Origin of the sequence: Geminocystis sp. (assembly GCF_041753295.1) — a bacterium.
Taxonomy (GTDB): Bacteria; Cyanobacteriota; Cyanobacteriia; order Cyanobacteriales; family Cyanobacteriaceae; genus Geminocystis.
On sequence record NZ_JBGSUU010000099.1, the window covers coordinates 1 to 23,321 of the forward strand.

23 protein-coding genes, 1 pseudogene and 1 riboswitch are annotated in these 23,321 nt (G+C 30.8%); of the genes and pseudogenes, 12 read left to right on the forward strand and 12 right to left on the reverse strand.

Annotated features, from left to right (window positions below; translation table 11 throughout):
• Window positions 1-236: 236 nt before the first annotated feature.
• The 5 genes from kaiC to ACEW8E_RS11385 all read right to left on the reverse strand — a co-directional run bounded on the left by kaiC (window position 237) and on the right by ACEW8E_RS11385 (window position 4,227).
• Window positions 237-1,781 carry a circadian clock protein KaiC gene (gene kaiC / locus ACEW8E_RS11365; RefSeq protein ID WP_373480460.1) on the reverse strand — a complete coding sequence of 515 codons (1,545 nt, stop codon included), beginning with the start codon at window positions 1,779-1,781 and terminating at the stop codon, window positions 237-239.
• A 137-nt stretch (window positions 1,782-1,918) separates the two neighbouring features.
• Window positions 1,919-2,224, reverse strand: coding sequence for a circadian clock protein KaiB (gene kaiB, locus ACEW8E_RS11370; RefSeq protein WP_373480461.1), 306 nt, complete (start codon window positions 2,222-2,224; stop codon window positions 1,919-1,921).
• 56 nt (window positions 2,225-2,280) lie between these two features.
• Window positions 2,281-3,249 carry a circadian clock protein KaiA gene (locus ACEW8E_RS11375; protein WP_373480462.1) on the reverse strand — a complete coding sequence of 323 codons (969 nt, stop codon included), beginning with the start codon at window positions 3,247-3,249 and terminating at the stop codon, window positions 2,281-2,283.
• A 92-nt stretch (window positions 3,250-3,341) separates the two neighbouring features.
• The gene (locus tag ACEW8E_RS11380) at window positions 3,342-3,758 is read right to left on the reverse strand and encodes a ferredoxin (protein WP_373480463.1); all 417 of its coding nucleotides are present in this window, start codon (window positions 3,756-3,758) and stop codon (window positions 3,342-3,344) included.
• An 85-nt stretch (window positions 3,759-3,843) separates the two neighbouring features.
• Window positions 3,844-4,227: a DUF1257 domain-containing protein gene (locus ACEW8E_RS11385; RefSeq protein ID WP_373480464.1), complete on the reverse strand. Its 384-nt coding sequence runs from the start codon at window positions 4,225-4,227 to the stop codon at window positions 3,844-3,846.
• A gap of 239 nt (window positions 4,228-4,466) precedes the next feature.
• Between ACEW8E_RS11385 and fetB the strand changes: the two genes are divergently transcribed.
• A complete protein-coding gene (gene fetB / locus ACEW8E_RS11390; protein WP_373480465.1) occupies window positions 4,467-5,246 on the forward strand; it encodes an iron export ABC transporter permease subunit FetB in 780 nt (259 codons plus the stop codon).
• Here fetB and ACEW8E_RS11395 read toward each other — a convergent pair.
• From ACEW8E_RS11395 to ACEW8E_RS11405, 3 genes are all read right to left on the reverse strand, one after another.
• Entirely contained in the window at window positions 5,236-6,666 is a 1,431-nt protein-coding gene (locus ACEW8E_RS11395; protein WP_373480466.1) for an FAD-binding domain-containing protein, read from the reverse strand. The genes fetB and ACEW8E_RS11395 overlap by 11 nt on opposite strands.
• 92 nt (window positions 6,667-6,758) lie before the next feature.
• Window positions 6,759-8,501: an EAL domain-containing protein gene (locus tag ACEW8E_RS11400; RefSeq protein WP_373480467.1), complete on the reverse strand. Its 1,743-nt coding sequence runs from the start codon at window positions 8,499-8,501 to the stop codon at window positions 6,759-6,761.
• 199 nt (window positions 8,502-8,700) lie between these two features.
• A complete protein-coding gene (locus ACEW8E_RS11405) occupies window positions 8,701-10,857 on the reverse strand; it encodes a caspase family protein (RefSeq protein ID WP_373480468.1) in 2,157 nt (718 codons plus the stop codon).
• Between the two features lie 334 nt (window positions 10,858-11,191).
• On the opposite strand from ACEW8E_RS11405, the gene ACEW8E_RS11410 reads away from it, so the two are divergent.
• The 7 genes from ACEW8E_RS11410 (at window position 11,192) to ACEW8E_RS11440 (ending at window position 17,147) form a co-directional block, all read left to right on the forward strand.
• Window positions 11,192-12,331, forward strand: coding sequence for an anhydro-N-acetylmuramic acid kinase (locus ACEW8E_RS11410; protein WP_373480469.1), 1,140 nt, complete (start codon window positions 11,192-11,194; stop codon window positions 12,329-12,331).
• 197 nt (window positions 12,332-12,528) lie between these two features.
• The gene (locus ACEW8E_RS11415; protein WP_373480470.1) at window positions 12,529-12,702 is read left to right on the forward strand and encodes a hypothetical protein; all 174 of its coding nucleotides are present in this window, start codon (window positions 12,529-12,531) and stop codon (window positions 12,700-12,702) included.
• Window positions 12,703-13,001: 299 nt separating this feature from the next.
• On the forward strand, window positions 13,002-13,682 hold the full coding sequence (locus tag ACEW8E_RS11420) for an urease accessory protein UreF (RefSeq protein ID WP_373480471.1): 681 nt from the start codon (window positions 13,002-13,004) through the stop codon (window positions 13,680-13,682).
• Between the two features lie 185 nt (window positions 13,683-13,867).
• The gene (locus ACEW8E_RS11425) at window positions 13,868-14,344 is read left to right on the forward strand and encodes a hypothetical protein (protein WP_373480472.1); all 477 of its coding nucleotides are present in this window, start codon (window positions 13,868-13,870) and stop codon (window positions 14,342-14,344) included.
• Window positions 14,345-14,373: 29 nt separating this feature from the next.
• Window positions 14,374-15,156 (forward strand): ABC transporter ATP-binding protein, encoded by a 783-nt coding sequence (locus tag ACEW8E_RS11430; RefSeq protein WP_373480473.1) that lies wholly within the window; start codon window positions 14,374-14,376, stop codon window positions 15,154-15,156.
• A 26-nt stretch (window positions 15,157-15,182) separates the two neighbouring features.
• Entirely contained in the window at window positions 15,183-16,541 is a 1,359-nt protein-coding gene (locus ACEW8E_RS11435; protein ID WP_373480474.1) for an MlaD family protein, read from the forward strand.
• 21 nt (window positions 16,542-16,562) lie between these two features.
• The gene (locus ACEW8E_RS11440) at window positions 16,563-17,147 is read left to right on the forward strand and encodes an alpha-ketoglutarate-dependent dioxygenase AlkB (protein ID WP_373480475.1); all 585 of its coding nucleotides are present in this window, start codon (window positions 16,563-16,565) and stop codon (window positions 17,145-17,147) included.
• Here the strand turns inward: ACEW8E_RS11440 and ACEW8E_RS11445 are convergent.
• Together ACEW8E_RS11445 and ACEW8E_RS11450 are read right to left on the reverse strand one after the other, a co-directional pair.
• Entirely contained in the window at window positions 17,144-17,992 is an 849-nt protein-coding gene (locus ACEW8E_RS11445) for a lysostaphin resistance A-like protein (protein ID WP_373480476.1), read from the reverse strand. The genes ACEW8E_RS11440 and ACEW8E_RS11445 overlap by 4 nt on opposite strands.
• Before the next feature lie 77 nt (window positions 17,993-18,069).
• Window positions 18,070-18,453, reverse strand: a complete 384-nt coding sequence (locus tag ACEW8E_RS11450) for an AbrB family transcriptional regulator (RefSeq protein WP_373480477.1) — start codon at window positions 18,451-18,453, stop codon at window positions 18,070-18,072.
• A gap of 264 nt (window positions 18,454-18,717) precedes the next feature.
• Here ACEW8E_RS11450 and ACEW8E_RS11455 point away from each other — a divergent pair, with 264 nt between their 5' ends.
• Window positions 18,718-19,716: a succinate dehydrogenase/fumarate reductase iron-sulfur subunit gene (locus ACEW8E_RS11455; RefSeq protein ID WP_373480478.1), complete on the forward strand. Its 999-nt coding sequence runs from the start codon at window positions 18,718-18,720 to the stop codon at window positions 19,714-19,716.
• On the opposite strand, the gene dndE is transcribed toward ACEW8E_RS11455, so the two are convergent.
• Window positions 19,713-20,102, reverse strand: coding sequence for a DNA sulfur modification protein DndE (gene dndE, locus ACEW8E_RS11460; RefSeq protein ID WP_373480479.1), 390 nt, complete (start codon window positions 20,100-20,102; stop codon window positions 19,713-19,715). The two genes, ACEW8E_RS11455 and dndE, sit on opposite strands and share 4 nt — an antisense overlap.
• A 100-nt stretch (window positions 20,103-20,202) precedes the next feature.
• Between dndE and upp the strand changes: the two genes are divergently transcribed.
• The 3 genes from upp to thiC all read left to right on the forward strand — a co-directional run bounded on the left by upp (window position 20,203) and on the right by thiC (window position 22,738).
• The gene (gene upp, locus ACEW8E_RS11465; protein ID WP_373480480.1) at window positions 20,203-20,856 is read left to right on the forward strand and encodes a uracil phosphoribosyltransferase; all 654 of its coding nucleotides are present in this window, start codon (window positions 20,203-20,205) and stop codon (window positions 20,854-20,856) included.
• A gap of 80 nt (window positions 20,857-20,936) precedes the next feature.
• Entirely contained in the window at window positions 20,937-21,224 is a 288-nt protein-coding gene (locus ACEW8E_RS11470; protein ID WP_373480481.1) for a hypothetical protein, read from the forward strand.
• Between the two features lie 32 nt (window positions 21,225-21,256).
• Window positions 21,257-21,353: riboswitch (TPP riboswitch) on the forward strand.
• 5 nt (window positions 21,354-21,358) lie between these two features.
• Window positions 21,359-22,738 (forward strand): phosphomethylpyrimidine synthase, encoded by a 1,380-nt coding sequence (thiC, locus tag ACEW8E_RS11475; RefSeq protein WP_373480482.1) that lies wholly within the window; start codon window positions 21,359-21,361, stop codon window positions 22,736-22,738.
• A 91-nt stretch (window positions 22,739-22,829) separates the two neighbouring features.
• Here the strand turns inward: thiC and ACEW8E_RS11480 are convergent.
• A pseudogene (locus ACEW8E_RS11480) lies at window positions 22,830-23,042 on the reverse strand (type II toxin-antitoxin system HicA family toxin).
• Window positions 23,043-23,321 lie beyond the last annotated feature (279 nt).

A 23,321-nucleotide genomic window follows, 5' to 3' on the forward strand; every position in this document is an offset into this window, starting at 1 on the left:
AAAATCAAGGCTTGGGGCATCGTTAAGTTAATAAAAAAGTGCGTAGTTTTAGGCATTTTTGCTCAAAAAACAGGGTAGTATTATACAGTTACAAACTCTAATTTCAAAAATCAAAACCATTAAAACCTTTGCCCTTTGCCCTTTGCCCTACCCCTTCCTCAGACTTTTTCAGCAACCCCTAATTAGTAGATGTTTAAGCCTTTACTCTCACCAAAACACTATGAAACTATTTCTAATTAGGATGACGTTTTATCTTTAACATTTTTGACAATACGAGATAATTCAGTTTTTTCGTCAATACTAATACGACTAGGAGAACCGCTAATAATACGTTCATAATTACGGAAAGAATCTTTAATATTCGGTCCTTCTTTACTGATAGTATATTCTCGGATACCCTTATCATGCCATGAGCCACGCATTTTAAAGACGTTGATTGCTCGAGACATTTCCCCTCGAATCTCCACATATTGTAACATTAAAATTGTGTCAGTAATAGTGGAAATATGGGATTCTGTGATGGAGTGAGCCCCCATAAACTGATCTGTGGTATTAGTAAAAAATCCTGTAATTTCTTCTTGTTTTGCATATCCCGTCACTCCAATGACAAACTGACGAAAAGCATTATTAGTAACGCCTCTGGATAAAGCCGATAAAGAATCGATAGCAATACGACTGGGTTTAAACTCTGCTATTTCAGATTTAATCATTTGTAGGTGATCCTCTAAACCAGTAGATTCAGGATAAGAGCATAATATCTTTAAAAGTCCTTTTTGTTCCATTTCTTCAAAATCGATACCCCAAGAGGAAGCGTTACGAGATAATTGCGCCCTTGATTCTTCATAGGCAAATAAAATCGCTTTTTCCCCTTGACGACAACCTTCTTCTAAGAATTTGCTCACCAATAAAGTTTTACCCGTACCTGTTGCACCAGTGGCTAGAATAATGGAATCTTTAAAGAAACCTCCGCCGCACATTTCATCAAGGGTTTTGATACCAGATGAGCTACGAGCATTGGATGACCTTTGAGTTAGTTGCATAGCACCAAGAGGGAAAATATTAACACCATCCCCAGTTATGGTAAAAGGATATTCTCCTTTCATGTGGGTTGTACCTCGTAGTTTTAAAATTTCTAAAGTACGTCGTCTTCTTTCTCCTTCAAGGACATTACGAACAATTACGACGTTATCCGAAACAAATTCTTCTACCCCAAAACGAGCTACGGGGCCATATTCATCTAAGCGTTCTGTGGTCATTACAGACGTAACGCCAAGTAATTTTAACCGAGCTACTAACCTAAAAATTTCTCGTCTCACCACCGAAGCTGCATCATACTGTTGAAAAACTGCTGTTACAGAGTCAATAGAAACTAATTTTGCTTTATATTTATTAACAGCATATTGGATTCTTTCAATAAGTGCTGAAAGATCAAAATTTCCTACAACTTCTTGTCCTTCAGGATCTGGTGATGCGTCTAAAATAAATAGTTTACCTTCATCAATTAAACTTTGCAAATCCCACCCAAAACTATAAGCATTTTGAATAACATCATAGGGTGATTCTTCAAAGGTAATAAATAGTCCGGGATAGTCAAAATATTTGATACCATGATAGAGAAACTGCACGGCAAAAAGTGTTTTTCCTGTACCTGAAGTACCGCTAATAAGGGTTGTTCTACCGATAGGAATACCACCATGACTTATTTCGTCAAATCCTTCAATCATGGTGCGAATTTTTTTTACACCTTTAGCTTTTAATTCTTCTTTTTTGATAATACTCATGGTTAAAATTAAGATTAAAAAATTTTTTTAAAACTGTTTTATTATTATTATTTAAGTCTAAAATTGAGTTAAATAAATGTCGAAAATTAATGGTATATTTTTATTATAAAAAGGAATTATTATACATGATTTGTGAATTATTCTCGATCCCTTATTTCTTCATATAATAAATCTAAACCGATTAAAACTTTTTCTCGATCTGAAAGATCTCCAATAATTTTACGCACGGGAGGAGGTAAAACTTTAGAAAGAGTTGGAGTAGCTAAAATTTTATCTTCTTCTGCCAATTGAGGATTCTTTAAAACATCGATAACTTTGAGAGCATAAACTCCCTTAAATTCTTCTTCTAAAATATTTTTTAAGGTTTTTAAAGCTCTCACAGAATTAGGGGTGTTTCCAGCTACATATAATTTAAGTACATAAGTTTTTTTGAGAGGAGTCATAAAGATATTTTTTCTAATTATTTATTATTTTTTATATTTTATAATTATTTTTTAAATTAATCTACTGGAAAAACTACTTCAAAAGGTAATTCTTCTTTAGGAATAGAACGACGATACATCTCACAAAGGTGAGCAATAATATCAATTAAAGCTAAACGATAATCTATTAATATATCTTCACTTCTTCCTTCTAATTTAAGTTGTTGAGCAAATTCATCCATTAATTCCATGTGAATTTCAAGGATTTGAGAAACAGATAAATCTGCAAAAAATGCTTGATTTACGAATTGATCAATTTGTTGATTTACGTCACTTTCTTGATTAAAATAGACTAAGATAATTTCTCGATAATCACGACTCATTTGTGCTATTAATTCGTCTTTTTCTGTTTGGGAAAGGTAACGATAAAAATAGTTTGAATTTCGATTGTAATAAACACCTAAATAGCCTAATCTTTCTTTGAGTTTTTCTGCAAGTCTTCTTTGTTGTAGGAGTAAAAAATTTTGTTTTTTTTCTATATGTTTAGATGTATATTCAGGATTTTCAACAATAGAACAACTGGGTGCTAGGTGTAAAAATTGAGTTATTGCTTTATTAATATAACTCATTATATTTCCTAGCTGTCTTAATCTTAATCTAACTTCGGCGGTGTGATAAATATGATCAATAAAATCCGATTCTTTTATGGTTTCTGGATTGAGTTTTATTTCTGATTCTATCACGAGAGATTCTCTGGACAAATCGAGTTCATCTGGTTCGATGATAATAACTGGTAACACTAAACCTTGTTCATAAAATTCATGAATGATGGGAATACTGACATCATCATTAAGGATGATTAAACAGTCTAATTTTTCTTTATTATCTATAACAAATTCCCTCAATTCTGTGACGGAATTAAGTATATGTAAATGATAAAGATTGCATAGTGACGGATTATCACCATCGCCACTCAATAAATGGGTTAAAGAGTGAACAATTTGCACTACAGGGACAAAAATACAAATAGATAAGCTAGAAGACAAGAGATTTTACTAAAAATAATAATAATTTACCCAGATATATGTTAACTTGACTCGGAATCAATTAGCAATTCGTGATTTACCATTATCTGTGGTTAATTAGGATTTTTTTTCTTTATTTTGGCTGATTTATGAATTTGAGGATACCCCAATAAACGTACATCTTGATATTTTCGCTCAGTTTCTTTCTGTTTAATTTCGGTATAATTTAACCAATAAATACAGTTTACAGGGCAAGTATCCATAGCTTCTTGGACAATTTCTTCTCCATCACCATCTTGATTATAAACTCTGGATCTTCCGAAATCATTTTCAATATAAAAAGTATTAGGTGCAACGTGAACACAATTTTTACAACCGATACAAGTCACTTCATCAACATAAACACCTTTTTCTTGATCATCGCCGCCTAATTCAGGCTCAAATCCGCTTCTTTCAGGGTTATCTCGCCAAATTCCGCCTAATTCTGGTTCAAATCCTGTGGTTAATAATTCATCGGGTTGATCTAACATTTTTTCTAGTGATTAAGATAAATTTTAGGGAGTTTACAAGGAGAAATTGATCCCCTTGTGTAATAATCATTAAGATTGAAAATAATTAATTCCAGCGTTGAACTACTAAGCGAATTGAACCATCTTCATTTTTTTGTTTTTCAGTAACAGCAAAACCCTGCTTTGAGGATTCAGCTAATACTGTATTTAAAGCATAACCTTGAGTCACACGCTGTAAAAAACCATCAACAGTCCAAGGCTGCTGCCAGTATTGTAAATCAGCTACTAACTCATATTCTTGACCATTCCAACTAAAACCAATATCATAGTTGTTTTCTTGTTCGATCACAATTTCTGCTTGGTTAGTTTTTCCTTGATAACCTCTTACAGGAGAAGGGCCATTTTTCCAATCTATTCCTAAATCAGCTAAAGCGGCTTTTAAAGAAGTAAGATTGCGGATTTGGGTTTTTATACTGCTAAAATGTGACATAAGATTTTTTTGCTAAAGTTAATTAAATCTTACCAAAAATTTTAGATTTAAAAGTAATTATGACCATCCCTAAAGGATAAAATTATCGATAAAGTGAGGAGACAGAAAGAAATACTCAGGCTTTGCTGAAAAAGTGTCAGATTTTAGGTTTCAGGTGTTAGGTATCAACAATTAATTCTATTTTTAGGCTAGTAACAGATAACATCAGTTAATATTATTTATCTCAATCAAAACTATATATGGAAATTATCACTTTAGATTTTATTGATTTATTTTGGGCATGGGCTATTATTTTAATTACCATTATCTTATCATGGTGGCAAAAACTCGATTTAGAAGGAGAAATTTTAATTGCTTCTGGGCGATCGCTGATACAATTAATGTTTATTGGATATATATTAGAGTTTATTTTCGCTGTAGATAATCCCTTTGTCGTGATTTTAGTTTTGTTAGCAATGGTTACTATCGCCGCCGTTGTTGCTAGAAATCGTATCAGTAAAAAAATTAAAGGATTGCTTTTAGTCGTATGGAGTGGTTTATTTTTTAGTACAAGTTTAATTATTAGCTATGGTATTGTATTTATCATACAGCCTGAGAATTGGTATAACCCCCAATACCTAATTCCTTTAGTGGGAATGATATTAGGAAATACCCTTAATGGTGCATCATTATCAGGGGAAAGATTAGCAAGTATGATAAAAAATAATCGTCTGGAAATCGAAACTCATTTATCTTTAGGTGCAACGGGAAAAGAGTCTATCAAAAAATATCGCCAAGAAGCCATCAGAGTAGGTTTAATTCCGATTATTAATTCCATGATGATAGTCGGTATAGTTAGCTTACCCGGAATGTTTACAGGGCAAGTATTAGCAGGTAATAACCCATTAGATGCAGCTTCCTATCAAATATTAATCTTATTTATGATTGCTTTTGCTAACTTAGTTACAATTTTAATTATTACCGAAGGAGTCTATCGTAGTTTTTTCAACTCACAACAACAATTAATAATTATCCCTTAGTTACTGATTGATATAAGAACTTAAACTGGCGTTGTTGCTGATTATGATCAACAATAGGTAAAGGATAATCATAACTTTGTGCATCGAGAGGGGATATTTTACCCGTAACTAAATCTGCCGTGTCAAGACTACTAATTTCAGGCAACCATTGACGAATATACTCCCCTTCTGAGTCAAATTTTTGTGATTGAGAAGCAGGATTAAATATCCGTAAAGGTTTTGCATCCATACCGCTAGAGGCACTCCATTGCCAACCACCGTTATTAGAAGCTAAATCCCCATCATAGAGTTTTTGCATAAAATATTTTTCTCCCCAACGCCAATCAATAATTAAATCTTTTGTCAAAAAACTAGCTACAATCATTCGACAACGGTTGTGCATCCATCCTGTTTCATTTAACTGTCGCATTGCTGCATCAACGATGGGATAACCCGTTTTACCATCACACCATGCTTGAAAAAGAGTTTCGTTATTTTGCCAAGGAAAATCTTGAAATTGTTGACGATAAGCGCCATTTTCTAATGCTGGGAAAAAATAGAGACAATGTTGATAAAATTCTCGCCAAGCTAATTCTTTTTGCCACGTTATAATATTTTCCCTTGCTTCTTCACTTTGACAGTTTTCTAACTCCTCTAATGTATTTTGCCATAAAGTTCTAACTCCGATTGTTCCAAATTTGAGTGCAGCGCTTAATTGTGATGTACCATCAAGGTAAGGAAAATTACGGTTATCATTATAATCTGACAACAAATAACTACAAAAATACTCTAATCTTTCTTGTGCTGCTATTTCTCCACCTTTTAATAATAATTCGTTATCCCATGTAAAACCTAAATTTTCAAGGGTAGGTAAAGGTATCAAACCAAGATTATTCACTATTTTATATTCTTCTTGAGTTAAAGGAGATAACCTAGAAGGTGAAAGAATCGGTTGTAGTTTTGTTTGTTGTGACCAATTACGCCAAAAAGGAGTATAAACAGTATAGGGAGTGTTAGTTTTTGATAAGATTGTTTCAGGATAATGCAATAATTGATCCCAAAATGTATTAACTTTTATCCCCTTAATTGTTAAAGCCTCTTTTATGATATTATCTCGTTGACGTGCAAAAGATTCAACATCTAAATTCCAGTAAATTTCTTCGATTTTTAACTTTTCGATTAAGGAAGAAATAATCTTTAAAGGGGAATCATGAAAAATCAATAAATCACTACCTAGTTTTCGATAGTTTGCCTGTAATTCTTCCAAAGATTCTAATAGATATTTTACCCTCGCTGGAGCAATATCATCTCTATTTAGAATAGCAGGATCTAAACAAAATAAACCAACTATTTTTGAACTTTTTTCATAGGCTTTTGCTAAACCGATATTATCTTTAATTCTTAAGTCTTTACGATGCCAAAAAATAATGGTTTTATTCATAGTTTTACTATAGATTTATTCGGTGAATTTAAAGCAGACTTAGAAACAGAGACTATTATTTATTTTACCAAAAAATATTTTCTTAATCCACATTAAATATTATTACTTAATAATTCTTGAAATTGAGAAAAAGGAAGAGGGCGACTAAATAAATAACCTTGATAATAATCACAATTATTCCTATGTAAAAAAGCTAATTCTGGCTCATTTTCTACTCCTTCAGCAACAACTTGTAAGTTTAATTGATGTGCCATATCTATTAAAGATTTAGTAATAGTTGCATTTTTAGTATTTTTATTAATTTCTTTGATAAAACAGCGATCTATTTTAAGAATATCAAAGTTAAAAGATTGAAGATAACCTAGAGAAGAGTAACCTGTGCCAAAATCATCGATAGCAATTTTTAACCCTGCTGATTTAAGTTTATTTAATTTTTTAGAAGCAAAAGAGGTATTTCTAACTAATATGCTTTCTGTTAATTTTATCTCTAATAAAGAAGGATTAAAATAATGAAAAGCAAGGATTTTTAAAATTTTGTGCTCTAATAAATCTTGATTAAATTGTCGTGCAGAAAGATTAACAGCTACTTGCAAATCTGCCTTATAATTTTTATGTAAAAAATTAAATTCTTCACAAGCCTTGTTTAATACCCATTCCCCTATGGGCTCAATTAATCCTGTTTCTTCAGCAATAGGAATAAATATGGTGGGAGAAATAAATTTTTCATCAGGATGATTCCATCTTAATAAAGCCTCTGCACCAATAATTTTACTATTTTTAATATCTACTTTTGGTTGATAATAAAGTTCTAATTCATTTCTATCTAAAGCATGGTGTAATTGTGCTTCTAATGTTATTTGTTTTGCGGTATATTTATGTAAAGCTGGAGAGTAAATTTGAAACTGATTTTCTCCGATATTTTCTAAACCATAAATAGCTTCTTTTGCTTTATATAAAAGTTCATCTATATTTTGCCCTTGAAGAGGATAAAAACTAATTCCAATTCTAAAATCAATATAAATTTCTTGTTGTTTATAAATAAACGGAGGAGTGATTTTTTCTAATAACATTCTAGCCAAATCTATGGCTACTTGTTTAGTGGAAATAGGCGGAATAATTAAAGCAAATTCATCTCCTTGAAGGCGAGTAATTATTGTATCTTCACTTAGATTAGCTTTTAATCTTTTTACTAATCCCTTTACTAAAAGATTACTCAATTCTTGCCCAAATTCATCTCTAATTAATTTAAACCGATTAAAATTGAGATAAAAAATAGGAATAAGTTGAGGAATTTCATTATTTTTAATATTTTCCTGATAACTTAATTGTTGATAAAATACCTCTAAAATAGCGTTAAAATTTTCTACTAAAGATAATTGATTTGGTAATTGAGTTAACTCATCATATTTACTAATAAATTCTAACTTAGCTTGTTGCTCAATTAATTGATTTTTAATTTTTTCTACTTCTTTATATTTCTCTAAAGCGATGGTAATTGTAGTAGCTAAATCTTGAATTTTATAAGGTTTAACAATATATCCAAAAGGAAAAGTTTTAGTCGCCCTTGATAAGGTTTTTTCATCGGCATAAGCGGTTAAATAAACTACAGGAATAGAGTTAATATTTCTTAATTCTTCTGCTAAAGTAATTCCATCTTTTTCTCCTTTAATATTAATATCCATCAATACTAAATCAGGAGAAGTTTGATTAATTTTAATTAAGGCTTTTTCACTATCATTTGCACTTCCTACTACCTCATAACCTATTTTTTGTAAATCCACAGTAAGACTTTCTACGGCAATAATTTCATCTTCAACAATAAAAACTTTAATCATATTTTTGATAGATTTTAATAACTAATATTAATTATAACAATATTTTACCCAACATATTTATCTTAAAATAGAGATAAAGTAAAAGTAATTTTAGACAATTTAATTAAAGAATATTTCTAAGAAAATAATTATTTTTCTCCTTTAACAAAAAGTTTTTCAAGACATTAATTAATCTTCTATAGTTATAGATTAAATTAGACTATTCTATTTGGTAAACAAAACTAAATGTTGCCCAATTACTCAAAGCTAGGGTATAAATATCTGTCACATTATTAACTAAATTTGGATTAATATTGCTACCTAAATGTAAATCTTCTAAAATACATTGAGCGATAATTACAGGATTTTCTACTACTATTATTTGCTCGATGTCTAATTTCATATCAGTAGTTTTATATAATTTATTCAAAGTTTTATTAAAAGGTGATTTAGCACAAATTAAAATAAATTCTCCTAAGTTTTTTTCGTTATTAACTATCAATTTTAAACTGTCAGAATTTTCAGCAATAGAAACAGTTTTTCCTTGATTAATTATCCCTGAATTAGGAGAAAAATAAGCAATAATCTGTCGAGAGGAATTAATGCCTAGTAATAAATAATATAAATCATAATCATTTTCGTTATCAATATTAATAGTAAATCGACTACCTAAAGGTATATTAATTAATAAGTTATTATCAACAAAAGATGACTTTATTTTAGAATCTTTAACAGAATTTAAGTAACTATTAATAGTTTGTTTTTTAGTAATAAACTTTTTATTATTATGACTAATTTCTAAACTAACACTAACAGGTAATAAAGAAGAATATTGATTTAAAGTTAAATGAAATAATTTTTCAGCTAAAGCAATTTTTAGAGAAGGAATTAAACGTTTTACTGCCGATGAAACAGCTTCATGAGATACTTTAGGAAATGTATTTGTTAATAAAATTCCTGAGGAAGAAAATAAACTATAACCATCAATTACATTACTTAGATTAGTCAATTTACTAAAAATTATGTCAGCAAAATTATCACCAAAATTAATTACTGATTCTATGGTATCAATGGCACTTAAAGCACTTGTTGCGTCAACTTTTTCTATTTTTTCTAAAGTATGATTTAAAGCAATATTTAATTTAGTATTTTTCTTTATAACTCGTACAAATTCCTTTAAAATAACACCTTTATTTATTACTAATTTTTCATCATTATTAATGATAACCGCTTTAGCTTTATTCCCCTCTAAAGCAATAATTTGCAAAGTTAACATTTTTTGATTATCAATATTAGTTACAAAGCATGAATTTAATTGATAATTAAATAAAACAAATAAAGGTAAGCCTATTAACTTTAATTCCACAAGATTAGGCTCTATAATATTAGTTATAATAGCATTTCCTTGGCTGGAATATTCTGTAGGAAGATGATAGGAAAAAATATCAATTTTTGTGTTAGGTTTAAAAGCTAATTTTTCGTTATTTCCACTAAATAAAGTAACTTCAGAAGCAACTTTTTTCATCAGTGTTAAATTATCGGTTTCTGGGAAAATTTGCCAAAGTGATTCAGTTAAAGCATAAGTAAATAATCCTACATTAAAATTGAAACTATTAATTTCTGTAGATATACTATCTACAACTGGAGATAAAATTAAACCTGATAATTGATTAGACTTATTTTTACCTAAGATTTGACTTGTATTATTAACTAACTTTTGACTTAAATTTAATTCGGCTTCACTAATAACTAAATTATCGTTAAAATCTTGACAACGTAAAGACAATTTATTAGCCAAAGGTAAAGAAGAAGGTACAAAATTTGTATCAAAAATAAGGGTATATTTATTAGTTTTAAAAGATTGTGCTAAATTAATAATATTATCCACAAGAATATCATTAACAACATTGTCTTGAGATGGAATATTATCATGAGTAATTAAACTATTAACCAAAGAAAAATTATCTTCATTATTATTTAATTTGACTTGTCTGCCATAACCGCTAAAATGAAAAACAACGACATCATTATTTTGTACTTGTTTAAGTAAATGTTCTTCAAAAACTGTTAAAATATTTTCTCTCGTAGCTTGATGATCTGTTAAAGTAACAATATTATTAGGCTCAAAACCAAAACGATAAATTAATAAGTCTTTTTGTAACTCAACATCAGTAGTACATCCTTTTAAACTTTTACCCTGAGAATATTGATTGATACCGACTAATAAGGCTAATTTTTGTGACGTTGATGATTCCAAAATCTCACCATAAGCATTTAACTGACTTTTGGAAATGAATAAATTACTTCCCCATGTGCCTAAAGAGGTGACACTTAAACCTACACTTTGCAAAAAGATACGTCGAGAAAATTTCATCATTGAGTTTTACCGCTAAAATTAACATTAATAGCAATGGATTAACTAAATTTATCCTATCAAAATAATGAAACAATTTTTAAGAATAAATAACCTGATTAAATTTTTTTTATTTACTTCAAATCATCCTGAGCATTAGAACAAAAATACTTAATAGTCTAAATTCAACAATTTTTTAAAAAATATCACAGTAAATTATTATTCTTATTTTCTATTCCTCCATTTTTATCCGTTAAAATAAGGTGCAACATCTGAGTTAAAATAAATCTAAATTTTAATAGGCAAAAAATCTTTCCTAGAAAAATTCATAGATTAATTATGGTAAGAATTTTAACATATGATTGTAGCAGGTTTGATGAGCGGTACTTCTGTTGATGGCATTGATACAGCTGTAGTTGATATTCAAGGTACAGGATTAAACTTAAAAGTTAATTTATTAGTAGGACAAACTTTTCCTTATTCTACCTCTTTGCGCACTAAAATTCTTCAAGTGTGTGAAGGTGATTCTATTTCTATGGCAGAATTAGCTCAACTAGATCATGCGATCTCTTTTGAATTTGCCGAGGCGGTATTAAATATCATTCCAAAAGATACAAAAATAGATTTAATAGGCTCTCATGGTCAAACAGTATATCATCAACCGCCAAAAAAAAATCAGTTAGGCTATAGCTTACAATTAGGTAAAGGAGATTATATCGCCCATTTAACAAATATTGATACCGTTAGTAATTTTAGAGTAGCAGATATTGCCGCTGGAGGACAAGGCGCACCATTAGTCTCCAAAATTGATTTATGTTTATATCGTCATTCTCGTCATAGTCGTTGTTTACAAAATATTGGCGGTATCGGTAACGCCACTTATTTACCTTCAACTCATACCCCAAAATGGCAAGAAAAAATTATCGGTTGGGATACAGGACCGGGTAATGCTTTAATAGATTTAGCTGTACAAAAATTGACTAATAATCAACAAACTTTTGACTTTAACGGTGATTGGAGTCGTCAAGGAAAGCCATGTCTTCCCCTAATCAAAGAATGGTTAAAACAAGACTTTTTTCATCAAAAACCGCCAAAATCCACAGGAAGAGAGTTATTTGGGCATATTTACTTAGAAAAATGTCATCAAGATACACAAAATTATCATTTAAGTAATGCTGATTGGTTAGCAACCTTGACAGAATTAACTTGCGCTTCCATTGCTGATAGTTACCATCGTTTTTTACCTTCCTTACCCTCTGAAGTTATTTTGGCTGGAGGCGGCAGTCGTAATAGTTATTTAAAACAGCGTTTACAAAGTTATTTACCTGATTGTCATTTACTGGTAAGTGATGATTTAGGTATCAGTAGCGAATTTAAAGAAGCCATCGCATTTGCTATTTTAGCTTATTGGCACGTTAATAATTATGAAGGAAATTTACCTAGTGTTACGGGGGCGAAAAAAGATGTTATTTTAGGAGAATTACATAAAGCAATTTAACTATTAATAACATTGATTTATAAGGGTTGAAGATGTTTTCTCTCTTTCTATTTTTTTGACAAATTATTCATAGTTAACAAAAATTAATATTAAGAAATATAGCAAAATATTAATCTTTTTTAAAAAAAGTTATTCAGGAAAAAAGAAAATGTTATTTTGAGTTTTAATAACAAAAAATTATCTACATTATCAATAAAATGAATAATAACCAAGAAAAAGATTTCATTAATGCTGGTTTAACTGCTGCCATTGGTGCGGGAATTATTACCTCTTTTGCCGTAAGTCAAGGGCAACATCCTTTAGTAGCTACGGGAATTACAGTTTTTTCAGCGCTTTTAGCCGTTATTATTCATCAAGCAGATTTAATTTAACTACAGAATACAATTAACAATTAAATCGCAATTTTTAAATTATTTGTAAATAACTGACGTTAAGCAAAATCAACTCAATTAATATCATAAAAATTTCAGTTGTTAGGCTAAAGAAAAAATGTTAAATCAAAAGAATCGAATTTTAATAATTAGATAATCTTTATATATAAATGGTTTTGGTAATAATTATTTGTTACTAAAACCTAAAACCTGAAACCTGAAACCTAAAACCTGATACCCGATACCTGATAGCATTGCGATATAATATTTTTTATCACACTTTATACTCATCATGATTGATGTCAGAAAAATTATTATTACTTTTACAACTTTGTAATTCTACTTTACCTTTAGGTGCTTATAGTTATTCCGAAGGTTTAGAAACTCTCGTGGAAGAAAACATTATTATTGATAGTAAAAGTTTAAATAATTGGTTGACAAATGAGTTAAAATATGGTTCTATTAGAATAGAATTAGCGATCATAATTCGTATTTATAATAGTTATTTAATACAAGATTTAGACAATTTATTTTATTGGAATAATTGGTATAGTGCTAGTCGAGAAACTTCAGAATTAAGGCAACAAAGTTGGCAAATGGGGAAAAGTTTATTAAGATTAATTAAAACCTTTGAAACTAATAATAAATCTTTACAACCAGTTATTGAAGGGTTAAATAATTCTTGTAATTATGTCGTTGCTTTTGGCTTAATTACAGCTCATTGGGAGATAAAAATAGAAAATATATTATTAGGTTATCTTCATAATTGGCTTAATAATTTGATTAATGTAGGGGTAAAATTAATTCCTTTAGGACAAACAGAAGGACAACAGTTATTATTAAATATAAATAAAGAAATCTTACTAAATTTGGAAACAATTATTAATTTAAAAGATGATGAATTATCTAGTTGTAGTTGGGGTTTATCCTTAGCTAGTATGAAACATGAAAATTTATATAGTCGTTTATTTCGTAGTTAAATAAATCGTTTATTTATGGATAATTAATTATTAATGTTCATCAAAAAAGTAAAAATAATAACTTCTTTTCTTCTCAATTATAATCTATAAAAGATAATTAATTTTATATTGTTTCTCTTAGTTGATAATTTTTTATCAATTATTTATCGCACGTTATATAATGTTAGGTTAATAAGTTATTGGTTGTGAGTATAGAATCTATGAAAATTATTGCTTCGATGTTATTAATCATCAGTACTTTTATAGTAGGTTGTGATCGTGAAGCCTTAGATGGTTTAAACTTGAAAATTAATGCAGAAGTTAACTCTAATTATGATAAAGATAAAAATTCTTCCCCAGAAAAAACAAATACGGAAGCATCAACAACAAAACAAGAAAATCAATCTATCGACAAATCTGAAGTAAAATCAAATAACGAATCTTCTTCGGCAATTTCTGATAATCAATCTAGTCAAAAAATTGATAATGTTATAGAAAATGATGTTGATAAACCTATGGAGTTTAAAGAGATTAAAGAATGTTCAAAAGCAGGAATTACCGCTAAAACTAACGAAATTTTTTATGCTGATAATTCTCAATTAAAATCCATTGATTCTAAAAATGAAAAACAACTAAAACAATGGAAAACTATCTATACTCAAGTTGAAAAAGAATGTAATTAATTAAGAGTTTATTAACTATTTAATAGCAAATGAATTCATCAGAACCAATAATAGAATTAAAAGGCGTTTCTAAATCTTTTGGGAATAAAATTATTTTAGATAATGCTGATTTAAAAATTTACGAAGGTGATGCTTTAGTCATGATTGGTCCTAGTGGTACGGGGAAATCCACTATTTTAAGAATTATAGCGGGTTTAATTGAACCCGACCAAGGGGAAATTTATGTTAAAGGCAAAAAAAGAGTAGGATTAATCGAAGATCATCAAGAATTTTTAGCTGTTAGCATGGTATTTCAACAGGCTGCTTTATTTGATTCTTTAAGCGTCAGAGAAAATATCGGTTTTTCTCTATATCAACATTCAACTCTTTCTCACGATAAAATTAAGGAAATTGTGGATAATGCCTTAGAAATGGTGGGTTTACCATCACAAACCGCTAATCTTTATCCTGCGGAATTATCTGGAGGGATGCGTAAAAGAGTTAGTTTTGCCCGTGCCATTGTTTTTAACCCCGACAAACCAGAAGAACGACCTGAAGTTGTTTTGTATGATGAGCCTACGGCTGGATTAGATCCTATTGCTTCAACGGTAGTAGAAGATTTAGTTCGTCATTTACAAGTTAGTAGTGATGCCTGTAGTGCTTATGTTATGGTAACTCATCAAAATAGCACCATTCGACGAACTGGCGATCGCCTAGTTTTTCTTTATGAGGGTAAATTTCAATGGGATGGAGAAATTAAAGAAATTGATACCACAGATAACCCTTTAGTGCGACAATTTTTTAGTGCTAGTACAGAAGGACCTATTAAATAACGAATATAATTCAGGATAGAATAAAGATGTTACGATCAAGATTAGTACGAGAAGGATCTGTTGGATTATTTTTATTACTAGGATTAATGGTTTTCGGTGGAATGGTATTCTTTCTTAAAGGCCATAAATTTCGCAATAATAACTATCAATTAAGGTTATTGTTTGAAAATGCGGGAGGATTAAGAGAAGGCGGTAGAGTATTTTTTCGTGGGGTGGGAGTCGGTAGAATTGTTACCATAAAACCGGGTAGTAATGGGGTAGAAATTTGGACAGAAATTGATAACAGTTTGCGTATTCCTTCTCAAGTGAGAGTTTCCACCATTAGATCTGGATTGTTAGGAGATGTTAGTGTTAATATTATCCCTGAAACTGAACTAACCGAACAAGCAAAACAAGTTGATCCTTTAAGTCAAAATTGTATCGATCAAAACTTAATTTTATGTCATGAAGAAAAAATTTCCGCTCAAGCTAGTCCAGATTTAGTAGAAACTTTAACACGCTTAAGCGATCGTTTCGATAATGATGATATATTTAATAACATTAATAATGCCGTTTTAAATCTTGATAAAGCAGGAAATAAAGTCTCTCAATTAACCGATGAACTTTCAGGCTTCGCCACCCAAGCAAAACAAGATCTTGGGACAATTTCCACCGCCGCCGCAAAAGTTGGTAATACCACACAATCTTTTACTCGTACTGCTGATTCCATTACTCGTACTGCTGATGTTACAACTGAACAAGTCAAACGTTTAGCTGATGATTATAGCAATGTTTCCACCGAAATTAGTTCTTTGACTCAGAATATGAATCAACTTATTAATAATAATAAATCTAATCTAAGTACAGCGATCGCCAGTTTAAGCAAAACCACCGCCGATGTTAGTCAATTGGCTAAAAATACAGATCAATTAGTGACTAGAGTTAATAATTCTGCCGATGTCGAAAAAATTGCTCAAAATGTCCAAAAAAGTAGCGAAAATTTAACCCAAATAAGTAATAACTTATTAAAACTTTCGGAGGAATTAAATAACCCTACAAATCTTGTAACGTTACAACAAACCTTAGATTCTGCTAGAGTTACCTTTGCGAATACAGCTAAAATAACCTCAGAAATTGAGGAATTTACAGGAGATGCTGAATTTAGACGTAATTTAAGAAAACTAATTAACGGATTAAGTAACTTAGTATCTTATACAGATTTATTAGAAAAACAAGTAGAATTAGCTACCTTATTAAACGAAGTAGAAACCGTTAGCGAAAAAAATTCTCATACTTTATCTACACAAAAAATCATTAAATTAGATTTAACAAAACAACAATTTCCCACTGCTATTTATATTCATCCTGATGAAAATACCAAGAATAATTTAAAATCTATAGATTAATCAAAAAACTTGATTTAAACCATGTTAAAACTTCATTTACCTAATAGTGAGATTATTTATTATCCTAATTTTTGGTCATTAAATGAGGCAAATTTTTTATTTAAAGACTTAGAAAATAACATCCAATGGCAACAATATTATATAACTTTATTCGGTAAAACTCATCTTCAACCTCGTTTAAGTGCATGGTATGGAGATCAAGATAAAATATATACTTATTCTGGAATTACCATGTATCCCCATGACTGGATTAAACCATTATTAACCATTAAACAAAAAATCGAGCCCACTGCACAAATAAAATTTAATAGCGTATTATTGAATCTTTATCGTGACGGAAAAGACACCATGGGATGGCATAGCGACAATGAAAAAGAGTTAGGAAAACAACCAATTATCGCTTCAGTGAGTTTTGGAGGTGAAAGACGATTTTTACTCAAGCCTAGAGACAAAGAAAATAACATCAGAGAAGAAATTACTCTAACCCACGGCAGTTTATTAATTATGGCTGGAAAAACTCAAGAATATTGGTTACATCAAATTCCCAAAACCAGTAAACCAGTGTCATCAAGAATAAATTTAACCTTTCGAGTTATCGTTACTTAAAATACAATATTTTTCAAACCTAAAAATAAAGAAGTTAATAATAAAACAGCTAAACCAGCCATGCTACCTAAAGGTTGATCTTTTTTCCCGATTAACCATCCTCGTGATAACGGATTATAAGTATAAAGATTAAATGTATCGACACAAGCCAAAATAAATACCCAACCACCATGTAAACCGATGGCTAACCCTAAACTACCATTATTGATTATACGCGCATAAAAAAGCACTATTCCCATTAAAAATAATCCGGGTAATTGAGGAAATGTGTTTTTTTGTTCCCAAATTAGATGTAATAAAGCAAAAATTAAACTAGAAATAATGGCACTTAACCATAAATTAAAATCAGCTTCTAAAAAATTAACGAAAATACCTCGAAAAATTAACTCCTCCATAGAAGCAATAAAAAAACTTACCAATAAAAGTAAAGGTACATTAAGCCAAAGATTGAAAGTTAAGATATTTTGACGATTTAAAGTTAGCCAACTCATTAATAACTCTAAACCATAAATTAGTAACATTGTAACAATACCCAAACCATAGCCAAATAGGATAAACTTAAAAAGGCTAACTTGAAAAATTAATCCTATTTTTGCTAATGTAGTTTGTTCTGCTTTAATCATAGCCCAAGTTAAAACAGGGACTAAAGAATATAGAGAAATAATGAAAGTTAGTTTTTGTGTGTTGGAAATTGGAGCGGCTATTTGCCATTTTACTAACCTTGCGAGGGGGATTGCTATGGGAAACCAGATAACCGCCCATATTATCAAAAATAAAATGATTTTTATAATTGAATTTAATTGATTTAATTGTGCGATTACTAAGTTAGCCTCAAAATTGAGCATTTTTATCTGCAAGGTTAATTATTACGAAAAATAGTCATTTTGTTGTTACTTTTACAGAATTTAATCATTGATTAATCTTAATCAAATTCGTCATCTGCACCAACTTGTTTTAAATGAATATGTTTGTAACCCAGTTTAATTTCAAACTCATCACCGGGTAGTAATCCCATTTTTTCAGTATAACTAGAACCAATGACAATTTGACCATTTTTATGCACACTTACACGGAAAGTTGCTTCTCTACCACGGCCATCTTTAATTCTTTCAGGATCAAGAGGGACTCCTTTTGCCGCTAAAACAGCATCATAAAAAGCAGTTAAATTTACTCTTTCTTTTTCGTTTTTTCCTAATGTATAATAACCACAGGCTTTTGCTCTTTGACGGCGAGGAATATCAGATAACTCTTTAACTTTTTGTAATAATGCTTTTCCTGATAAAGGGATAGGATTTGTTTCGCCCATAATAATTTTTTAGTTTTTTCTTATTTTTATTTCTGACAATAATTTATAATAACAAAAAATGATCATTAAATCATCATTAAATAGTTTTTTTTTGAAAGATTATTATTAATTTTGTCTCCTAAGTTAAGTTTTTCTCTACATAGCTAAGGATAAAAATAGTTACTATATTAATTAATTTTAGAAAATTGATCCCCTGTACTCTTGTCAGTTCTAAATTAACACAAGACAATAGAAATAACTTTATCAATAATGTATCTAGTTAAAATGAAAGTTACTTTTAAAATTCTCCGTCAAAAATCAAATTCTACCCCTCAATTTCAAAACTATACAATAGATGTTGATCCTAATAATACTATTTTGGAATGTTTAAATAAAATTAAGTGGGAATTAGATGGAAGTTTGACTTTCCGTAAAAATTGTCGCAATACTATTTGTGGTAGTTGTGCCATGAGAATTAACGGCAGATCTGCTTTAGCCTGTAAAGAAAATATTGCTGGTGAATTAAAAATTATTAATCCTAATGGAGGAGAGAATAATATCCATGAAATAGTTATTTCTCCTCTGAATAATTTACCTGTTTTAAAAGATTTAGTGGTAGATATGAGTAATTTTTGGAATGATTTAGAAACTATTGAACCCTATATCAGTTCTAATAGTAGAAATATCCCAGAAAAAGAGTTTTTACAAACACCAGATCAGCGTAAATTATTAGAACAAACTGGTAATTGTATCATGTGTGGTGCTTGTTATTCTGAGTGCAATGCAAAAGAAGTTAATTCTCATTTTGTTGGCCCCCATGCTTTAGCAAAAAGTTATCGTTTAGTGACGGATTCTAGGGATAATAACACCGAACAAAGATTAGAAAAATATGATTCTTCTGATAGCGGTGTCTGGGGTTGTACTCGTTGTTATTTATGCAATGAAGTTTGTCCGATGGATGTTGCACCACTAGATCAAATTAGTAAAGTAAAAAGTGAAATTTTAGCGAAAAAAGATCAAAATTCCAGTCTGCCTATTCGTCACCGTAAAGTTTTAATTAATTTAGTTAAAAAAGATGGTTGGATTGATGAGCGTAAATTTGGTGTTATGGTAGTAGGAAATTATTTTCGTGACGTAAAAGGTTTATTAAGTATTGCACCTTTAGGTTTACATTTACTCTGCGCAGGAAAATTTCCTTTTAATTTTGAAGCCTCTGAAGGAGTTAAAGAAGTTCGAGCTCTAATTGACGCTGTACAAAAAGATAATTCAACCATGAAGAATTAATTAGCTGATTTAGACATTTCCAGTAGATTTTGCAGTTTTTGTAAATCTGAATTTACCGCAAGATAGCTAATACCACGATGAAGATGTAAACGAAATTGTTGGTTTAAAGTTTCTTCATCCGTACCTAACCTATCTTGGTAACATCTATATTTCAAAGCCAAAAGTAAAATATCTCCCATGTCACCGCCGAAAGTGTGCCAACTCATTTCTACATTACTATCCGCTGGAATCGGATAAGACGCAGGATTACTTTTTTCTGCTAAAGAAAGACAAAAAGCCCAACGACATAAAATATTCCATTGATCTATTTTTGTCACTCTTTTTAACTTCATTAATTGATCTTTAGCTTTTTTAGATAATTTAATTCTTTCAATAGGGGATGACATTTTTAAAACTGAAAAATAATAATTTTCAACTCTCCATTGTACAATGATCGTCTTGTATAATTGTCTAGCTGAGAAAAATTGCACAAAAGGACTTAATGAAATGCCATCACAACTAAGAATTTATGTACCACCTCATCCATTAATTAAACATTGGTTAGGAATAGCAAGAGATAAAAATACCCCTTCAACTCTTTTTAAAACCGCCATGGTAGAATTAGGACGTTGGTTGACTTATGAAGCGATTAGAGAATGGTTGCCCACCATAGACGTGGACATAGAAACCCCTTTAACTAATTCATCCGCTACTTTTATTGATCCTAACACCACCATCGCCACAATTCCTATTTTAAGGGCTGGTTTAACCTTATGGGAAGGTTGTCAAACCTTATTACCCCTTGCTACTACCTATCACTTAGGGTTAGTCAGAAATGAGGAAACTCTTGAAGCAAGTTGTTATTTGAATAAATTACCAATTAAATTTAAAGATGATACTCGTATTTTGATACTAGATCCCATGTTAGCCACAGGAGGATCAATAATGTTCGCCATGAATGAAATCGTCAAAAAAGGTGGTAATCCAGATTTTATTCGCATTATATCCGTTGTCGCTGCACCTCCTGCTTTACAAAAATTAAGCGCCCATTATCCTAGTTTGAATATTTATACTGCTATGATTGATGAACAAGTGAACGACTCTGGTTATATTGTACCCGGATTAGGTGATGCTGGCGATCGCTCTTTTGGTACTAATTAATAACCCATAAATAACTTTAAAAAATTGTTATAAATCAAAACAAATTATCAATAAATAAACATAAAAATAAAGTAAAAAAGATGAATGAAAAAGATAACTTTGGCGGTGGATTTATTCTTGGAACGATCATTGGCGGTGTAGTTGGCGGTATCATCGGAACAGTAATAGCCAATAAAAATCAAGAAAATAAAAGTAACCTTGATAATGAATCACCTATCAAACATCGTCAATATTCTATGATAGATGAAGAAGAAGATATTGAAAACGAAAGACTAAGTTTAGAAGAAAAAATTAACCAATTAAATCATGCTATTGATGATGTAAGAGTAACCTTACTTAAAAATACTGAAACAGTGGATAACACCTAATACCGAAACTGGTGAATAAATGATACAATTTTCTACATAGCTAGGGGTGTCTAAAAAAAATAGGCTGAGAAAAACCCTTAGAACCTGAGACTGGGTAATACCAGCGTAGGAAAGCTGTTTATTGAGGATAAAATATGCGTACAGAATGGATAGCAAAACGTAGTGGACAAGCTAATGTATCCCAAATGCATTATGCTCGTCAAGGTGTAATTACCGAAGAAATGCACTATGTAGCCAAAAGAGAGAATTTACCCGTTGATTTAATTAGAGATGAAGTAGCAAGGGGTAGAATGATTATTCCTGCTAATATCAACCATCCTAACCTTGAGCCTATGGCTATCGGGATTGCTTCAAAATGTAAAGTTAATGCGAATATTGGTGCGTCTCCCAATTCTTCTAACATTGATGAAGAAGTAGCTAAACTACATTTAGCGGTGAAATATGGTGCTGATACCTTAATGGATTTATCCACCGGAGGAGGTAATTTAGACGAAATTCGTACAGCAATTATCAAGGCTTCTCCCATCCCTATCGGTACAGTACCTATTTATCAAGCCTTAGAAAGTGTTCACGGTAACATCGAAAGTCTTACCCCTGATGACTTTTTACACATCATCGAAAAACACGCTCAACAAGGTGTTGATTACATGACCATTCACGCAGGGATTTTAATTGAACATTTACCCTTAGTGCGCGATCGCATTACTGGTATTGTATCCCGTGGTGGTGGTATTATTGCCCGTTGGATGTTACATCATCATAAACAAAACCCCCTTTATACTCATTTTGATGAAATTATCGAAATTTTCAAAAAATATGATGTTTCCTTCAGTTTAGGGGATTCTTTACGCCCTGGTTGCACCCATGATGCTTCTGATAAAGCTCAGTTAGCGGAGTTAAAAACATTAGGACAACTAACTCGCAGAGCATGGGAGCATGATGTACAAGTAATGGTAGAAGGACCAGGTCATGTACCGATGGATCAAATCGAGTTTAACGTTAAAAAACAGATGGAGGAGTGTTCTGAAGCACCTTTTTATGTGTTAGGTCCTCTTGTTACTGATATAGCCCCCGGTTATGATCATATTACTTCCGCCATCGGTGCTGCTATGGCAGGTTGGTACGGTACAGCTATGTTATGTTATGTTACTCCTAAAGAACATTTAGGCTTACCTAACGCTGAAGATGTGCGTAACGGCTTGATTGCTTATAAAATTGCAGCCCATGCGGCGGATATAGCTCGTCACCGTCCGGGAGCTCGTGATCGTGATGATCAGCTTTCAGAAGCCCGTTATAACTTCGACTGGAATCGTCAATTTGAATTATCTTTAGATCCTGAACGTGCTAAAGAATATCATGATGAGACATTACCCGCAGATATTTATAAAACTGCTGAGTTTTGCTCTATGTGTGGACCGAAATTCTGTCCGATGCAAACTAAAGTTGATGCGGATGCGTTAACGGAATTAGAAAAATTCTTAGCAAAAGAAAGTGAAGTTTTACCTGTAGCGTAGCTTCTTAAATCCCTAATTTTGGGGACTTTTCTAATGTAGGGTGGGCATTGCCCACTTTTTTTATGACTTGGTTTGATTCTCTCATATCAAGTTATAAAAGTTCTTTAAATTGTCTAATATTTAAACCCGAACCTTTGATAATTGTCGCCATAGTATAAGCATTAATAGGATTTGCTCTAGAAATTGTAATAATATGTTATCCATCTGTGATGGTGATATGTTTTCCTTGACGAATAATTTTAAAACCGATTTTTTCAAAGGCTTTAATTGCTCTTAAATGATTGATACCAAGAAGATTAGGTATAATTTGGTTCAACCTCTAAATCAATTAGAGCCTCTCTTTTATGGATAACTCAAAAGTCTTTAATTCACTTGTGATAAAATCATCCTATCGTGTCATGGAGTTAAGTTTATGAAAGCATTTGAAGTAATGGCAACCCTAAATAATGACAAAGAACTTTTATTAGATGATCATTTAGATTTAGTGACACCTAGTAGAGTTAAAGTTATTCTGTTAGTGTCCGATGAAAATGAGTCTGATCCTGATGATACCCCAGTAGAAGAAATTAAAGCTAGTTTAAGA

Excerpts from the sequence above, each read along its gene's own strand:
- thiC (WP_373480482.1), top strand. The coding sequence starts at position 21,359 with ATGCGTACAGAATGGATAGCAAAACGTAGTGGACAAGCTAATGTATCC.
- ACEW8E_RS11420 (WP_373480471.1), top strand. The coding sequence starts at position 13,002 with ATGTCAGAAAAATTATTATTACTTTTACAACTTTGTAATTCTACTTTA.
- kaiC (WP_373480460.1), bottom strand. The coding sequence starts at position 1,781 with ATGAGTATTATCAAAAAAGAAGAATTAAAAGCTAAAGGTGTAAAAAAA.
- ACEW8E_RS11445 (WP_373480476.1), bottom strand. The coding sequence starts at position 17,992 with ATGCTCAATTTTGAGGCTAACTTAGTAATCGCACAATTAAATCAATTA.
- ACEW8E_RS11395 (WP_373480466.1), bottom strand. The coding sequence starts at position 6,666 with ATGAATAAAACCATTATTTTTTGGCATCGTAAAGACTTAAGAATTAAA.
- ACEW8E_RS11410 (WP_373480469.1), top strand. The coding sequence starts at position 11,192 with ATGATTGTAGCAGGTTTGATGAGCGGTACTTCTGTTGATGGCATTGAT.
- ACEW8E_RS11450 (WP_373480477.1), bottom strand. The coding sequence starts at position 18,453 with ATGGGCGAAACAAATCCTATCCCTTTATCAGGAAAAGCATTATTACAA.
- ACEW8E_RS11440 (WP_373480475.1), top strand. The coding sequence starts at position 16,563 with ATGTTAAAACTTCATTTACCTAATAGTGAGATTATTTATTATCCTAAT.
- ACEW8E_RS11435 (WP_373480474.1), top strand. The coding sequence starts at position 15,183 with ATGTTACGATCAAGATTAGTACGAGAAGGATCTGTTGGATTATTTTTA.
- ACEW8E_RS11405 (WP_373480468.1), bottom strand. The coding sequence starts at position 10,857 with ATGATGAAATTTTCTCGACGTATCTTTTTGCAAAGTGTAGGTTTAAGT.
- ACEW8E_RS11380 (WP_373480463.1), bottom strand. The coding sequence starts at position 3,758 with ATGTTAGATCAACCCGATGAATTATTAACCACAGGATTTGAACCAGAA.
- ACEW8E_RS11385 (WP_373480464.1), bottom strand. The coding sequence starts at position 4,227 with ATGTCACATTTTAGCAGTATAAAAACCCAAATCCGCAATCTTACTTCT.
- ACEW8E_RS11400 (WP_373480467.1), bottom strand. The coding sequence starts at position 8,501 with ATGATTAAAGTTTTTATTGTTGAAGATGAAATTATTGCCGTAGAAAGT.
- dndE (WP_373480479.1), bottom strand. The coding sequence starts at position 20,102 with ATGTCATCCCCTATTGAAAGAATTAAATTATCTAAAAAAGCTAAAGAT.
- ACEW8E_RS11415 (WP_373480470.1), top strand. The coding sequence starts at position 12,529 with ATGAATAATAACCAAGAAAAAGATTTCATTAATGCTGGTTTAACTGCT.
- ACEW8E_RS11430 (WP_373480473.1), top strand. The coding sequence starts at position 14,374 with ATGAATTCATCAGAACCAATAATAGAATTAAAAGGCGTTTCTAAATCT.
- fetB (WP_373480465.1), top strand. The coding sequence starts at position 4,467 with ATGGAAATTATCACTTTAGATTTTATTGATTTATTTTGGGCATGGGCT.
- upp (WP_373480480.1), top strand. The coding sequence starts at position 20,203 with ATGCCATCACAACTAAGAATTTATGTACCACCTCATCCATTAATTAAA.
- kaiB (WP_373480461.1), bottom strand. The coding sequence starts at position 2,224 with ATGACTCCTCTCAAAAAAACTTATGTACTTAAATTATATGTAGCTGGA.
- ACEW8E_RS11470 (WP_373480481.1), top strand. The coding sequence starts at position 20,937 with ATGAATGAAAAAGATAACTTTGGCGGTGGATTTATTCTTGGAACGATC.
- ACEW8E_RS11455 (WP_373480478.1), top strand. The coding sequence starts at position 18,718 with ATGAAAGTTACTTTTAAAATTCTCCGTCAAAAATCAAATTCTACCCCT.